Below are 14,456 nucleotides of genomic sequence, written 5' to 3' on the forward strand. Positions count from 1 at the left end.
TACTGTTTCGTCATGGATCAGCACGAACCCGGCGGCCGTGTCATCAAGCTGGCGTCCCCGAACGGCTTCTTCTGGGAGCGCGACGGCGCCACCGTGCGGTGGACGAAGCTGCCATTCGCGGTGGCGGAGGATCGCACGCTGGCCCTGCCGCCCGGCATTCCCCGTTCGACGTGGGCGGAGCAGCATCCCATCACTGAGGCCGCAGTCAGCTTCCGCAGTTGAGTGCCGCGATGGCGTCGGCGGGCCGGTTGGTGATCAGGTAGTCGACGCCTTCGGTTCGGACCTGCTGCCAGGTCGAGGGGGAGTCGATCGTCGTGCTGTCACTCGACCACGTGGCGACCTTCAGCCCCGTCGAGTGCCAGTAGGCGACGGCGGCGGCGTCCAGGTCTGCGGCCTGCGCCTGCACGGCGTATGTGGTGACGCCCAGGCTGCGCAGGTAGGCGCCGGACCGCAGCGAGCCGTTGGCCGGGTACTCGATCGCCCAGTACTCCAGGTCCGGGTACCAGGGCCGCACGGTGGCAATCGCCGCCGGGCTGGACATGTAGATGACGCTGTCACGGGTGCTCGTCTTGTCGAGGTATTCGACCAGCTTGTCCATCTGCACGCGGTTCGGCGTGACCTTGACGTCGAGCAGCGGGCGAACGCTGGCCGCCCGTGCGGCGGTCAGGAAGTCGTAGGCGTACGGGACGCCGGCGCGCGGCTTGCCGTCGGCGAGGAACCCGGCGTAGCGAGCGTCCGCGGACCAGGGCGCGTAGGCGGCGGCACTGAGTTTGCCGAGGTCTCCGAGCCCGAGGGCGGACACCTGACCGGTGCCGTTGGTGGTGCGGTCAACGGTGGGGTCGTGCATCAGCACCGGCCAGCCCGGATAGGCGGCGGTGCCGTCACCCTTCGACCAGCGCACGTCCAGCTCCACTAGCCCGGCGCCGGCGGCGGCGGCGTTTCGGATGCCGGGGACGGTGTTCTCGGGGGCGTCGACCTTGGCAGCGTGGGACGCCACGATCGGGCAGGTGGCGGCAGCGGCGACGCCGGGGGTGGCGGGCAGCAGTGCGAGGGCAACAAAAAAGGCCGCCGAAGCGGCCGTGCGGCGAAGCATTCGATCACACGCTCTCGTAGACGACGTTCCAGTGGACGGTGTCGCCCGAGGTCGCGATGTTGCCCTGGGCGGAGGTTTTGGTCACGGGCCCGAACCGGTTGTACGGGGCGCTCATCGCCGGGGTGTGGCCGTCGCCGCGCAGCGTGTCGTAGGTGGCGCTGCTGCCGTACAGGGTGACGTTCGACAGCGTGAAAATGCGCTGGCCGGTGGCGAAGGGCATCAGGATGGCGAACCCGGACGCCGTGGTGGCGTTGATCGTGGCGTGGCCGTAGTAGTGCACCGTCTTGTTGTTCTTCTGGTACCGGCAGTAGGTGACATCGACGCTGCCCGTCGCGATCTGGGTGCCGCTGTTCGCGTTCGAGTAGAACCGCACCGACGTCGACCAGTCGACGTAGTCCGGGCTGACCGGGCAGTACCAGGTGGAGCCGTCCCACACCCGGATCAGCTTGGTGTCGGTCTCGTAGATCGGCTGACCGGTTGTCGGCGACGCTGGCCGGGTGCCGGAGGTGCACGTCACCACCGACTGCCGCATCAGATAGTTATTGACGTCGGCCGCAAGCAGGATGTCTCCATCGGCGAACGTCTTAATTCCGGAGCCCACGCGGAACCTCCGATCAGTAGGGGAGGGCGTTCTGGCCGAGGACGCCCTGCGTGGGCGAGCCGAGAATGAACCAGGGCACCTTGTCGGTGGGTGCCAGCGCGAATTTGGTGATCAGCTGCTTGCTGGACGCCGACCATTCGTGGCTGATGCCGCGGATCAGGACTTCGCGGCTGTCGACGATTGACCCGGCGGGTTGGGCGGGGGGCCTGCGGACGACGGTGATCCGGTCGCCCATGCGCCGGCCCAGCATGTGCTGGATCACTGGGATGCCAAGCGTGTCGTCGAGCGCCCCGTTCAGGGTGATCGATTCGAAGCGCATCTCGGGCCGGGAGTCTTGCCGCATGACGGCGTTGGCCCAGTTTTGCGCGGCTTCGTCGGTGGTGAGGATCAGCCCGGTTTCTTCGACGGCATAGAGCCCGTAGCGGCCGATGCTGTCGGCGTCTTGGGCGATCATGCGGTTGTCGGATCCGGCGATCCCCGCGATCACCTTGTTTTTGAGGGTGGTCCGATCCCACGACAGTTCGATCTTGTCGACCCAGGGGATCTCACCGAGATCGCGCCGCGACCCGAACGTGACCTGCGAGACCGTTGACCGGGTTTCGGCGATCACCGACCGGCGGTGCCGGAAATACGCCTTGCCGTCCGGCTGCATGTAGAAGTCGCCGATCTCCGCCTTCACGGCCTCCTGGATCAGGTCGAGAGCGGAACCACCGAACGTTGTGGCCTGCACCGTCACCGATGACTGCGCGCCCAAAACCCGCATGTCAGCGGGCCAGCCTGCCGCGTCCAGGAGCCGGATGATCCGGGACCGCAGGTTCTCGCCGGCACCGACCGCGACAGCTGCTTCTTCGAGGTGGGTGTTGAGGCGGCTGAATCCGTCGGTGGCGGAGATGGTGACCCAGCCCAATGAAGGCCCGGTCTGGTCGGGGATCCACGAGTCGACGAACCCGGAGAACACCGGGTAGGTAATCTCGTTGTGGGTGACCCGGATCCGGATGACCACACCCGGTGCGTCGTAGCCAGCCTGCTCGATGACGTACGGGTCGAGGGCGCCGTCGAGGTTGTGGAGTTTCACGGTGGCGGTGCCCGCGTTGTACTGCACCAGCGGCCCGCTGACCCTCGTCGAGGAGCGGTCAACGGTGAACGCGGCGACCCGGTCCGCGCTCGTGTAGGTGGTCAGCGCCTCAGCGCCGGCAGCACCGAGCAGGTTGGTGCCGAGGGCACCCTGCTCGGTGCTGCCAACGATGAACACGGTCGGGTCGACCGTGGATCCGCCCAGGTAGCCGATGTCGACGGAAACCCTCACCGACGGCACCTACTTCCGCCAGGTCGTCCCGGACCCACTCTCGTAGGCTTTGATCGCCGCGACGATCTCCTTACCGACCTGCGCGGGGTGCGCGCCGACCGGCACCGAGACGTTGATGTGGTAGGTGTTGCCGCCGAGATGGTGGCCGACCGGCTCCGGTCGGCCGGTGCCGTTGTGCGCGAGACTGAGCCCGGTCGGCAGCCGGCCGCCGGAGTCGTAGGAGCCGAACGGCAGGTGTTGGATGAGCCCGCCCGCGCGCAGGGCCAGGTTCTTCGGCAGCAGCTTGCCGGTCTTCGCCGCCCAGTGGTTGTGGGCGTTACCGCCGTCAAAGTTGTGCTGATTCCACACCGCGCCGCGGTAGGTGTGTTTGCGCCCGTTGAGCAGGTTGTACTCCTGGAACGGGGTGATCAGTTCGCGGGTGATGCCCCGGAACTTGTCGAAGATGTGCTTCGCAACCGACCGGATCGGTTCCAAGTCCACGGCCCGGTCCCTGCCGTGGTAGCTGGGGTTGCCGGACAGGGTGACCGCGCCCGGCCGGAACCCGGAGATCAGCCGCAGGCCGGGGAACGTGCCCCGCAGGGCGCGCATCATGCCCGCTGACCCGCCGAACGGGCTGGCCCCGTTGCCGGGCCCGCCGCCCGCATCCGAGCCGGTGAACGAGAACCCGGACACCCGATCCACGGCCGCATCGACGAGCTTCCGGGGCGCCGCCGCCATGAGTTTGCCCCACGGCTGACCCTGGCCGGGGATCAGTCCGATCAGCTTGTTGACGACGCCCTTGATCGCACCGACCGGATCGGTGATGACGTCCTTGATCTTCTTCGCGCCGTCGAGGACATCGCTGGCCTTGCCTTTAACCTTCGCCCATAGGTCACCGAACCCATCGCCGCCGATGACACCGCCACGCGCGAACGAGCCGGACAGGGCTTTGCGGACTCCGCCGACACCGCCGGTGCGGGCGGCCTGGTTGACCCGGTCCACCCAGCCTTTGCCGACAACCCGGCCGAACTCGGGCCGCATCACCGGCTCCCCGCCGGACAGGTCGAGGACGCCGCCGGTCGGGGAGACGAACCGGTGGACGTCGCGGCCGGGCGTGTAGCCGGGCAGCACGCCGCCGGTCGCGAAGCCTTTCGGCAGGGCGATCTTCGCCAGCTCCTGGACGCCGAACACCTTGGCGACCTTGTTGTAGCCGGCGATCAGCCCGTTGTTGAGGACGGTGCCGATGACGAACCGGACCGGCGTTTTCGCGACGTTGATCAGTCGATCCCACTGCCGTTTCACCGCGTCGACGCCGGTCCGGAACGCGTTCGGCACCGACGAGGTGATCGCGTTGCGCAGCGGGGTGAGGACGTTGTCGCGGACCCGCCCCCACACGTCACCGAGGCGGGTGCGGAGTTCGGCGAACCGTGCCGCCGCCTTGTCCCGGCCGGACGCGAACGCGTTCGGGATGGTCGTGGTGATGGCGTTGCGCAACGGGGTGAACGTGTTGTCGCGGATCCGCGCCCACGTGTTCGACAGCCGGTCGCGGGCCTCACCGAACCGGGCGGAGATGCGGTCGCGGCCGTCGCGGAACGCGTTCGGCACCGACGACGTGACCGCCGTGCGCAGCGGCGTGAACACCTTGTCGCGGATGGTTGCCCATCCGGCGACCAGGTTGCGCACCGCCGTGCCGAACATGTTCCCGACAACCTGGCCCAGACCTTTGATCGTGTTGATCCAGCCGAGGACGTCGTCGATCCAGCCGGACACGGTGGTCACCCACGTCGCCACCGACGGAATCGCCACCGACACCAAGAACTTGACGAAGTCGCCGACGCCAGCCACCCAGTCCCGGATGGCCTGCTGGTTCTTCGGGTCCCGCAGCCAGGTCAAAACGACCCGCAGCACGTCTTCGACACCGCCGAGGAACCCGTCGCCGGTCTGCTTCGACTGCGGGAAGAAGATCCGGAAGATCTCCCCGGCAATCTTCACGACAAGCCCGCCAATGGAGAAGATCTGCCGCAGCGTCGCCGCAGCATCCCGCATGAACGTGTCGAGTTTGCCGGTCTGGTCCGCCGACCGAATCCACGCCGAGAACTTGTCGAAGATCCCGCCGATCAGCTCCCCGAGCACTCGCAGCACGGGGGTGGAGGCGGCACCGATCCGGCCGAACGCGTCGACCAGGCCAGGAATCGACTTCCCGATCCGGCCGATCATGTCCCCGAACCCGGCGACAGCGGTCTTGACGTTGGCGATGAAGTCGGTGCGACCCAGCGCCCGGAACAGGCCGTCGCCGACCTTGTTGAACTCCGTCGCCAGGTTGCCGAGCATCGGCCTCAGGGCGGGCAGCCACTTGCCGGCCAGATCCTTGACCTGGGTGGCGACGCCTTCCAGCAGCCGGTCCTGAACGAACCGGCGCAACTCGCCGAACGGGCCGCGCAGCCCATCCAAAGTGCGCACCAGCTCGCGGGCGTTCGGCGACAGCTCCGCCATCTGCTGGTTCAGCTTTTGCATCGCGCTGCCGCCGGCCGTGCCCGCCTGCGTGGACGCCTGAGCGAGGGCACGCTGCGCCGACACGACCGCCTGCGAGGCCTGCGCCAGCTGGTAGGCGCCCTGCCGCTGCTGAGATTCCCGTGCCGCCCGCGCATCCGCGAGGGCCCGTTCCGCCGCTGCGACCTTCTGCTGCGAGTCCAGACGCGACTCGTCGGCGTCCCGCTCCGCACGCCGCAACTGGGTCTGCGCATCCGACACGCCACGGCGGGCGTCAGCGATCCGCTCGTCGGCTTCGGCGATCCGGTTCCGGGCGTCCACCACCTGGTCGGAGCCGTTGACGCCCTTCTTCGCGGCGTCGGCCTGCTCGTCGGCGAGCCGCTTCCCACGGGTTTGCAGGTCTTTGAGCTGCTGTACCTGCCGGTCGTAGGTGATCTGGGCTTGCCGTTTCTGCTCGGCGGTGGCCTTCGGGTCGGCCATCACCTTCTGCAGCTCGCGTTCGGCCTCAACCACGTCAAGGCGGGCCTGCTGCTGATCCAGCGAGTTGTTCTTGACTGCGCTGGCAAGGTCTTCGAGGTTGCGGCGGGCATCCTCTTGCGCCCTGGTCAGATCCTCACGGACCTGCAAGGCGTCCTGTTCCGCGTCGGTGAGGGCGCGCTGGGCGTCCCGGACCCGCTGGTTGGCGTCGACGATCCGCTGCTGCGCATCCTGCGCGGCCCGTGCGGAGTCGCGGCGGGCCTGCCCGACCGCCCGTTCGGCGTCGGTGATCTGCTGCGCGGCCCGCTTCGCCGCCTCAGCGACGGTGGCCTGCGTGTTCTTCTGCGCTGCCAGGGCAGACCGGACCTGATCGGACGCGTTCTTGATCGCGTTCTGGGCACCCGCGAAAGACACCGCCGACTTCGCTGCCTCGTCCTGGGCGGCCGACATCGACGTCAGCGCGCCGCCGATGCCACCCAGCCCGAACTTGAACACGGCCGCCGCCGCCGCACCGCCGAACAGGGCGCTGACGAACCCACCCATCAGCCCGCCTGCCGCCAGCAGCACCGGGGCGAGCGCCACAAACGCGGCCCCCAGCCCGACCGTCGCCGCCGCACCGGCCAGCAGCGCAGCCGCCAACGCACCGAGCAGCAGATTCAGGCCGCCCGTGCCGGCGGTCATCGCCGTGGTCGCGGCAGCCGCCCCGATCAGCGACGTGCTGATCTGCCCGCCCGCTTTCATCGCGCCGTCGGAGAGGTTTTGGAAGAAGCTTCCGGCCGTCGACGACACCCCGCCGAACGCCTTCGCCAGCACGCCGGTCATCCCGGACGCGAACGTCGACACGGTGCGTGACGCCCGGTCGGTGTCAACTTCGACTTCGACCTCAGCGGTGGTTCCGTCGAGCTTGTCGGCGGCGGCGGTGATCTGCGCGAGTTTCGCCAGGGCAGCGGCGGTGTCGGTGCGGACCTGAATGTCGGGGCTGTTCGCGGACAGCTCGGTCAGCTTGCCTTGCAGGGTGCGGACCTCGGCGAGGGCGGCAGCCGCGTCCACGTCCACGCCGATGGTCTTGCCTGCGAGGGCCCGCAGCTGGGCTTGCAGGTCCCGGAGCTGCTGTTCGGCGGCGTTCTTCGCGACGCCGACGTTGATGGGCGGCAACGACTTCGCGGCCTGCTGCAGCTGCTTGCGGAACCCGCCGGCGAACGTGCCCGCCGACTCCTCGCCCTGCTTGCGGGTGCGGGGCTTCGACGGTGCGAGTGGCGCGTCTTTCGTCCGTTCTTTGACCCGTTCGGTGAATGCGTCCGCGAATTCGTCCGCCACGCTTTTGCCCATGCCGTTGGCGGCCTTTTCCAGGGACGCGCCGAGCGACTTCGCGAGCGAGGTGCCGAGCGTCTTGCCGAGACTGGTGCCTGCCTTGACGAGGTCGCCGCCCAGTTCGCGTTCGGTGTCCTTGCGGAACCCGTCCGTTTCGGGGCGAATGCGAATGAAGGCTTGAGCGAGAGGGGTGCCCATGCCGGCTCACCCCCTGGGTCAGTCGGCGGGCCGCATGAACTCCCGGTTCAACCGCTCATCCAGGTCGACGCTGCTGCCGCCGAGCGGTGAGTGCAGGTGGTCGTCGAAGTCGGCCAGCGCCTGCATCCGGTCTTTGCCGTCCGCCATGATCAGCGACTGCAAGCGCTGCTGCTTGAGGTAGGCGTAGACGATGTTGCACAGACGGCGCGGGCTCAGCCCGCCAAGCGGGCCATCATCTGCTCCGCCGGCTCCAGGCCGTCGCCGTGACCACCCACCAGCCGCAAGGTCGAGGGCACCTTCGAGCTCGCCGAGGTTGACGGCGGCCCAGCCGAGGAGACGGCGGGCCGCCGGGTAGGGCGCGCCGTCACCTTCTCGATCGCCTTGCCGACCACTTCGAGCAGGTCGTCTTCGTCGGCGGCGGTCTCGTCGGCGTGGTCCCCGAACCGCTCCCAGTCCTCCTCGACGATGCACATCTTCAGCAGCTTGTACATCGCGGCGAGGGTTTTCATGCCGCCGGTCTCGTCGCCGTTGTCGGCCATTGCCGCGAACCGCAGCAGCGGCATCTTGCCGATTTTGTCGCGGAGCCGGAAATGCTGGCCGAGGAATTCGATGCGGTTGTCGTCGACGAGTTCGATGCCGGCGACTTCGGCTTGCAGTTCGTGGATGGCGTCAGCCACGGTTCACCTCCGGTGTCCAGTCGTCGGGCAGTGCCGGGTCGGTGGCTTCCCAGTCCGGGTGGTCGGCGTGTAGGGAAGGCCGGAAGTCGACAATGTTGACGATGCCGCCGGTGGTCTCGTACGGGCCGTACACGAAATGCCCGTGGTTGGCCCGGTTGAGGTCGGCGAAGGCGTACGCGCCCTCCAGTGTCGGGTAGCGGAAGCCGGCGCAGTTGTAGGGATGCACCTCGTCGCGGCGGTTTTGCGTGCGCAGGATCCGCGCGACCTCGGCGCGGGTGAGTTTCTCGGGCTGGCCGTAGCGGTCCCGCATCTGTTCACCCGTCGGGGGCATGGTGTCCACGTCAGCCACGGGTCGGCCCAGCAAACTCGTGCGCATACGGGTCGCCCGCAGAATCGGGTTCGAACTTGAAGTTGACTGGGAGGCCCGCGTTTTCGGCACCCTTGCGCCGGGGGGTCGTAATGGAGCCGATCTGGTATGCCTGCTGCGCGATGATTCGTTCGGTCTGGTCCGTCGACTCCCAGCCGATCATGCAGCGAATCTCCTGGCCCGGCTGCGGCAATTTGAAGGTGGTCCGCAGCGTCGCCCCGGAACCCGACGTGGTCAGGGTGCCGCCGTTGAACACGCGCCGCATGTTCGTGGCGTGGATCTGCAGCAGCTCGAATTCCATGCCCACCGAACGGGACGTCGTCACATTCGCGATGGCTTCCAGGTATTCGGCGACCTCCACCTCCTCGGTGTTGATTTCCACCGAGAAGTCGTGGCCTTCGCGGGTGACGCCGAGCATGTTCCAGTTGCCCGGCCATGCGTCGGTGAAGATGCCGCCCGCGACGGTGTGAACGGGGAGGCTGCCGCCCAGGGCGCTATACAGCAGCGTTCCCGCGCCGAACGACAACGCGTTTTTCGGAACCACAAAGGTTGCCATGGGGGTCCTTTCCTGGGCGCTGCGCCCGGATGCGGGGAAAGAAAAAGCCGCCGGGCGCTACGCCAGGCGGCCGTGAAGTGCGAAGTTCGGGTGCGAAGTAGTGCGAAGACGTGCGAAGTTGGCCCCGCTACGCTGGGCAGGTGAGCTTCTGGGGAAGTGCAGGCGACGGAGCTGTGGCCACAATCAGCGGCGATACGGTCGAAGTTGACGTTGCCGTTAATGACGACGACCAGATCCGGATCGCCGCATGGTCCGAAGACCTGAAACGGGACGTCGAAATGGTGTTCACGCCAGCCGAGGCGGCCAAGGTTCGGGATCAGCTCACCGCCGCGATTACAGAGGGCCGCTGGCTTGCCTGAGTTACACCGCCCGCAGGAACAGGTCGGCTGAAACCAGGTATCGGGCGACCGGTCCGTCCGGGGTGTACAGCGGTGCGGTCACGTTGTCGGCGACCAGCAGCGAACCGCCCGGCCCGTCGCGCCCATCGAGGTCTTCGAGCTCGTTCGCCAGGGCCACTGCAGCGTCGGAGGCGGCTTGCCGGGTGCGCCCGTAGACCAGCCACGACAGCGACGCCCGCTGGTCCGGGTTCTCCGCCGACAGGGCAGGCGAGCCGCCGGTCAGCTGGATTTCGGCGTAGGCGGTGTAGTCGCCGTGCGGCGGGTTCAGGAACGCACCCTTTTCGAGCGGGTTGCCGACGCCGACGAGAGTGTCGGATCGGGAGTTCGTCCACGTGCGGGCAATCTGCTCGGCGTCGACGAAGACGGGCACCGCGGCCTCCTACTGGTCGCGGATGGCCTCGATTGACGGCCGAATAAAGGGTTGGGCTTCCGTGCCCGGATGGTTCACGGTCTTCCCGAAAACGTTCCCGTGCTCGTCGCGCAGCGGGTAGTCGCCCTTGGATTCGATGGTGTGCGGCCTAGTGCCAAATTCCACGTCGAGCGGATAAGGGTGCCCGTCCGGGGTCTCCGCCGTCGGGCCGACATCCACGAACTGGCCTTCACTGTCGCGGCCGTGCCGCCGGGTGATGCTGTCCCGCATGTAGCCGGCCGGGCGGCCGTGCGATCCGTCCGGCGAGACCGGGGCACGCTCCTTCTGCGCCTCCTGGGCCCGCCGCGCCTTAGCGTCCAGGTCGCGGCCGACCGGACCGTTCTGCGAGTTCAGCAGCCGATCCAGCTCCCGCTGGTTCCAACGGAACGCGGCCATCAGGGCAGGTGGTCGTAGTTGAACGCCTGCAACTGCGCGACGGTGGAATCTTTGGCGGTCTGCTCGTCCATGCCCCGGCCGATCGCGTACGCCACCCAGTCGGCTTTCTTCGCGTCCGAGCCGGGCGGCTCCGGCGTGTTGGTCTGTTCGGTGGCCTGCTCGGCGACCGTGTCCGGGCCGGGGTTCGCGACGTCCTGCACTCCGTCGACCGGCTCGGCGACCTCGAAGACGGGCTCGCGGGTGGCCATCTGGTCGCGGGTCATGTCGTCGATCTCCGCCTGGTCGACGCCCTGCCCCAGCCAGTACGACTCCCAGTCGGCGCGTTTGGCGTTCCCGGCCGGGCGGGGGATGACGTGGACGTTCGCGGGCAGCACGTCCCGGCCAACCACGAGTCCGAGGTTCTCGACGGCGGACGCGTGCACGTCGTCGCCGGGGTTGTAGGCGCGGACCCCGTTCGGGCCCAGGATCACGGTGAGCGCGGTGTACTCGGCGTTCGGTCGCATCAGGCACCCACCACGTGATAAAGCACCTCGGATGCGGTCCCGTTGATCGCTACAGCGACCCGGTTGTTGGCATCCGCGTAGGTCACCGGCACCCGGATAGCCGCCGCCGCACCTGCCGCGATCGTGACGACGCGGGGGCTCACGGCGAGACCGTCGAAGGTGGCGCCGACGGTGAACGTCATCGTGTGCGAGCCCGCCCCCGTGTTCCGGGCGATGATCAGCGCACCAGCCGGGACGGTGTCGGCGCTCGCGGTGCCGGTGCGCTGGGTGAGGACGGTGCCGGCGCTGGTGGGCGCCTCACCGGAGTAGTCAGCCACGAGGCCTCCCGAGTTAGATGTAGTCGCCCCACGGCACGGCCGGAGGGAATGAGTAGGCAGGTGCAACGTCGATGCCGTACGGCTCTTCGTCTTCGGCGATCTCGGTCTGTAGCCGAGTCAGGTCGGTGTCGGCGCGGGCATCCAGGGCAGCAGCGAACGCGAGAGCGTTCTGGCCGCTGCGGTCGTCGCCGTAGGCGCGGAGGATCGACGCCGCAGCACGCCGTGCGGCGATTGCCGACGCCAGGGCGTGCAGGGCGTCCGGCACGGTTCCGGCCAGCGCGGCGACCTCGGCAACCGCATCGTCGATGTGGCGTTGGGCCACCTGGCCGGTCGGGTTGGTGTGGTCGTCGAACGTGCCGCGTTCGGTGGCGCTGCCCGGCGTGGTCTGGTCGACGGTGAGCCGCGGAATGTACGCGGCCACCCGCGACAGGCCGGGCGTCCAGGTGGGCCCGCCCGCTGCCGGTCGGGGGGTGACCCAGAAGACGGCGTCCTCGGCACCCGCCCCGGTGCCGGTGGCCGTCCAGGACAGCACCCACTTGCCGGCCTGAGTGAACGTGATCGGCTCGCTGGTGAGGCGGCGGCTGGCCACGCCCGTGACCGGGTCGGTGGACACCACTCCGGCGGTGACGGCGAGCGGGGCCGAGGTGCCGTCCGGCCGGTGCAGGGTCGCGGTGCCAGCGGTGTCGCCGGCAGCGGGGGACACGTCTAGGTAGGGGACGTCGATGTCGCCGACCCCGAGGTCGGAGAGGCCTACATCGGTCACGGCACCTCCTCTACGGGGTGGTCCGTCCGGTGGCGAGGTTGGCGCGGGCCGAGCCGGTTCGCAGCCGTCCGGGGATCACGAGCAGCCCGGTGCGGACGGTGACACCGGGGATCGTCGCGACCGCATGGACAGTGCCCGGTGCGGCGGTGGCGTCCGCTTGCCCACTCACTGCCGGGGTGGCGATGGCGACAACCCCGTGCACGGTGGTCAGCGTGACGACCGTGGCGGTGGAGACTGCCGGAACGGGGATCGCTGCGGTGGCCGTGACCGTCGCCGGCTGGACGGTGGCGTTGCCCGCCGCTTGCACTGCCGGGGTCGGGATGCTGGCGCTCGCCGCGACGGTCGCCGGCGTGACCGTGGCTCCGGCCGTGACCGCTGGGGCCGGGATTGCTGCGACGGCACCCACCGTGGCGGGGGAGCGGGTGGCGCTGGCCCCGGCCTGGACGGTGGGTGCGGGGACCGCGGCAACCGCGGCAACCGTGCCGGGTGTTGCCGTGGCCGACTGCGCAGCCGTGACCGTCGGCGTGGGGATGGAGGCGGTCGCCTGGACGGTGCCTGGGGTGACGTCGTCGAACCAGTCCACCGGCTCGGGTTCGACCAGGCCGGCCATGAGCGTGCTGGGTGGCGCGCCCATGTCGGTGAGAAGGTTGATGGTGGCCTGCTGCAACGGCTGGCTGACGTTGTTGCTGCCGACCTGCCACGTGTTGCTGTCGTCGAGCGCGAGCGCGTAATTGACCGTTCCCGCACTGAAGACCAGGCCACCTGCGCCGCCGGGATACACGACCAGCCGATGTGTTGCCGTCCCGGACTGGTCGTAGACATCGCCCGCATCGACCAACAACTGCCCGAACGCCACCGAGTAGGTCACGTCGCTGCAGTACCGGGCGCGCGGGTGAGCGGGTGCCATGAAGTTGGCCGCCGTGGTGCTCACGCCGAGCGGACCCCAGCAGTTCCACTCAAATCCGAGCACCTCAGCGGGGCTGCTCCACGAACCGCTGGACAGTTCGGCCACCGAGGTGTGCCGCCAGAACGGCTGCGACGTGTACCCGCCCGCGACCGGTGCGACCAGGCTCTTAAAGTTCGGGCCGTTCACGACAAAAATGGTGCCCAAAAGCGTGTTCTCGGGCGCGTTGCCGCCCTTGCCCGCGCCGTCCGGGTCACGCCACGCACCGGTCCACTCCGGTCGCGTGCTGCCACGCCCTTGAATGGTCGACTTCTGGCATTCCTGCACGCGCGGCCTGCCCTGGCTGTCCGGCACTGTGCCGACGGTCCGCCAGAACACGTCGTTGCCGCTGCTGAAAAACAGCGAGACGCCGGCGTCACGCGCGGCTTCCCACCCGGAGCGCATGTGATCGCTCCAGTACTCGTTGTGCCCGACCGCGACAGCCACCGAAGCCCCGCCGTGCGTGCTGCCGTTGCCGCGCAGGTGCAGGCCGGTAGCGTCTCCGCTCGCGTCGATGCAGCCGTAGTACTTGACGTCGTGCCCGTTCCGCTCCAAGAAGCGGATCATCGGGTATTCGCTGGTGAACAGGTTCGACCAGCGCACCTGCCCGTAGCTGCGCCCAGCATCTGCGGCACCCCGGTTGACCGTCGGCCGGTTCCAGCTGACAAACCGCGCGCAGTCGGAGTTGTACTGATCGACCAGCGTGCCCGTATACAAGCTGTTGCCTGCGTACTGGCCGCTGCCGAGCCCGCCCCACGCGTTGTACGCCAACCAGGTCGAATCGCTCGGCATCAACATCAGGTCCGCAGACCTAGCGTCGTCGCGGACGATGAACGTCACGTGCGAGACGCCGCCGCCAGCACGGGTGAGCTTCAGGACGAAGATGCCGCTCGGCACCCACGCGGGGGGAGTCCAGGTCAGCGTGGTCGCCCACGCCGTGCAGTCAGCGGAGATCAGCGTCGTGCTGGGGTCCACGTCCGCCGGGGCCGGCTGAGCCTGGCTCGCGGCGAGCTGGCCGGACGTCGGGGTTACCGTGCCGTACGACCGTGCGCCGTCGCCGTTGTACCAGCCGAGCCGGAACACCTCCGCCGACCAGGCCGCGCTGACCGAGCCGATCTTGAAGTTGGCGGTCTCGCCGACGTTGACCGACAGGCCGTCGCAGAAGCCTTGCAAATCCGGGTGCCCGCCCAGGTTCGGCGAGGTGAGATCCCAGGTCGCGCGAGCGGTTCCGGGCAGCAGGTTTTCGGCCGCCACGATCGTCGGCCCGTACGCCACCACCACATCGGCGGTCGCCGACCCGCCGTGTGTCGCCGACACGGTGGCCCGGATTGTTGCTGTGCCCGAACCGGCAGGTGCCGTGTACGTCGGCGTGCTCGTGTTCTCGTTCGTCAGCGACCCTACGCCGGAGATGATCTGCCACGACCAGCCCGAGATTGTCTGCCCGGACGGTGCGGTAGCCGGGACGTCGAGGAGCACACCCTGACCGGCGATCACCGGACGCGCCAGGCCTGCGCCGACCGTGGGCGGGACACCGCCGACAGCGGGGGACGGGATGCTGGCGACCGCCTGCACTGTGGCGGGGGAGACGCTGCCTGAACCCGTGGTCGTGAACCCAACCGGGTTGCTCCACGCCGACCGGTTGCCTGCCGCATCCAGCGACCGCACCCGCACC

Annotated in this window: 16 protein-coding genes; 2 read left to right on the plus strand and 14 right to left on the minus strand. The window is 68.7% G+C overall.

The genetic code is table 11. The features are described from left to right. Window positions 1-12 precede the first annotated feature (12 nt). Entirely contained in the window at window positions 13-222 is a 210-nt protein-coding gene (locus AB0F72_RS08985) for a hypothetical protein (protein WP_360427623.1), read from the plus strand. On the opposite strand, the gene AB0F72_RS08990 is transcribed toward AB0F72_RS08985, so the two are convergent. From AB0F72_RS08990 to AB0F72_RS09025, 8 genes are all read right to left on the minus strand, one after another. After that, window positions 206-1,093 (minus strand): glycerophosphodiester phosphodiesterase, encoded by an 888-nt coding sequence (locus AB0F72_RS08990; protein WP_360427626.1) that lies wholly within the window; start codon window positions 1,091-1,093, stop codon window positions 206-208. The genes AB0F72_RS08985 and AB0F72_RS08990 overlap by 17 nt on opposite strands. A gap of 4 nt (window positions 1,094-1,097) precedes the next feature. Further along, window positions 1,098-1,694, minus strand: a complete 597-nt coding sequence (locus AB0F72_RS08995) for a hypothetical protein (RefSeq protein WP_360427629.1) — start codon at window positions 1,692-1,694, stop codon at window positions 1,098-1,100. 13 nt (window positions 1,695-1,707) lie between these two features. Further along, window positions 1,708-2,796, minus strand: coding sequence for a hypothetical protein (locus AB0F72_RS09000; protein ID WP_360427632.1), 1,089 nt, complete (start codon window positions 2,794-2,796; stop codon window positions 1,708-1,710). Window positions 2,797-3,009: 213 nt separating this feature from the next. Further along, window positions 3,010-7,455, minus strand: a complete 4,446-nt coding sequence (locus AB0F72_RS09005) for a hypothetical protein (protein WP_360427634.1) — start codon at window positions 7,453-7,455, stop codon at window positions 3,010-3,012. An 18-nt stretch (window positions 7,456-7,473) separates the two neighbouring features. After that, complete coding sequence (locus tag AB0F72_RS09010) at window positions 7,474-7,617, minus strand: hypothetical protein (RefSeq protein WP_360427637.1); 144 nt, start codon at window positions 7,615-7,617, stop codon at window positions 7,474-7,476. Between the two features lie 50 nt (window positions 7,618-7,667). Next, window positions 7,668-8,132, minus strand: a complete 465-nt coding sequence (locus tag AB0F72_RS09015) for a hypothetical protein (RefSeq protein WP_360427640.1) — start codon at window positions 8,130-8,132, stop codon at window positions 7,668-7,670. Continuing rightward, window positions 8,125-8,442 carry a hypothetical protein gene (locus AB0F72_RS09020; protein ID WP_360427642.1) on the minus strand — a complete coding sequence of 106 codons (318 nt, stop codon included), beginning with the start codon at window positions 8,440-8,442 and terminating at the stop codon, window positions 8,125-8,127. Before AB0F72_RS09020 ends, AB0F72_RS09015 begins: the two co-directional genes overlap by 8 nt. Window positions 8,443-8,473: 31 nt before the next feature. Then, window positions 8,474-9,055, minus strand: coding sequence for a hypothetical protein (locus AB0F72_RS09025; RefSeq protein WP_360427645.1), 582 nt, complete (start codon window positions 9,053-9,055; stop codon window positions 8,474-8,476). Window positions 9,056-9,195: 140 nt separating this feature from the next. Here AB0F72_RS09025 and AB0F72_RS09030 point away from each other — a divergent pair, with 140 nt between their 5' ends. Next, window positions 9,196-9,414, plus strand: a complete 219-nt coding sequence (locus tag AB0F72_RS09030) for a hypothetical protein (RefSeq protein ID WP_360427648.1) — start codon at window positions 9,196-9,198, stop codon at window positions 9,412-9,414. Between the two features lies 1 nt (window position 9,415). On the opposite strand, the gene AB0F72_RS09035 is transcribed toward AB0F72_RS09030, so the two are convergent. Genes AB0F72_RS09035 through AB0F72_RS09060 form a run of 6 tightly spaced genes read right to left on the minus strand, consistent with a single transcriptional unit; the run spans window position 9,416 to window position 14,449 of the window. Then, window positions 9,416-9,823: a hypothetical protein gene (locus AB0F72_RS09035; RefSeq protein ID WP_360427650.1), complete on the minus strand. Its 408-nt coding sequence runs from the start codon at window positions 9,821-9,823 to the stop codon at window positions 9,416-9,418. A 9-nt stretch (window positions 9,824-9,832) separates the two neighbouring features. After that, window positions 9,833-10,258 carry a hypothetical protein gene (locus tag AB0F72_RS09040; RefSeq protein WP_360427653.1) on the minus strand — a complete coding sequence of 142 codons (426 nt, stop codon included), beginning with the start codon at window positions 10,256-10,258 and terminating at the stop codon, window positions 9,833-9,835. After that, a complete protein-coding gene (locus AB0F72_RS09045) occupies window positions 10,258-10,761 on the minus strand; it encodes a hypothetical protein (RefSeq protein WP_360427656.1) in 504 nt (167 codons plus the stop codon). The genes AB0F72_RS09040 and AB0F72_RS09045 overlap by 1 nt, the downstream gene beginning before the upstream one ends. Continuing rightward, entirely contained in the window at window positions 10,761-11,078 is a 318-nt protein-coding gene (locus AB0F72_RS09050; RefSeq protein WP_360427659.1) for a hypothetical protein, read from the minus strand. Before AB0F72_RS09050 ends, AB0F72_RS09045 begins: the two co-directional genes overlap by 1 nt. Window positions 11,079-11,091: 13 nt before the next feature. Continuing rightward, window positions 11,092-11,841: a hypothetical protein gene (locus AB0F72_RS09055; protein ID WP_360427663.1), complete on the minus strand. Its 750-nt coding sequence runs from the start codon at window positions 11,839-11,841 to the stop codon at window positions 11,092-11,094. A gap of 10 nt (window positions 11,842-11,851) precedes the next feature. Then, window positions 11,852-14,449: a N,N-dimethylformamidase beta subunit family domain-containing protein gene (locus tag AB0F72_RS09060; protein ID WP_360427666.1), complete on the minus strand. Its 2,598-nt coding sequence runs from the start codon at window positions 14,447-14,449 to the stop codon at window positions 11,852-11,854. Window positions 14,450-14,456: the final 7 nt, after the last annotated feature.

The sequence above is a fragment of the Actinoplanes sp. NPDC023936 genome (genome assembly GCF_040639325.1).
GTDB lineage: Bacteria > Actinomycetota > Actinomycetes > Mycobacteriales > Micromonosporaceae > Actinoplanes.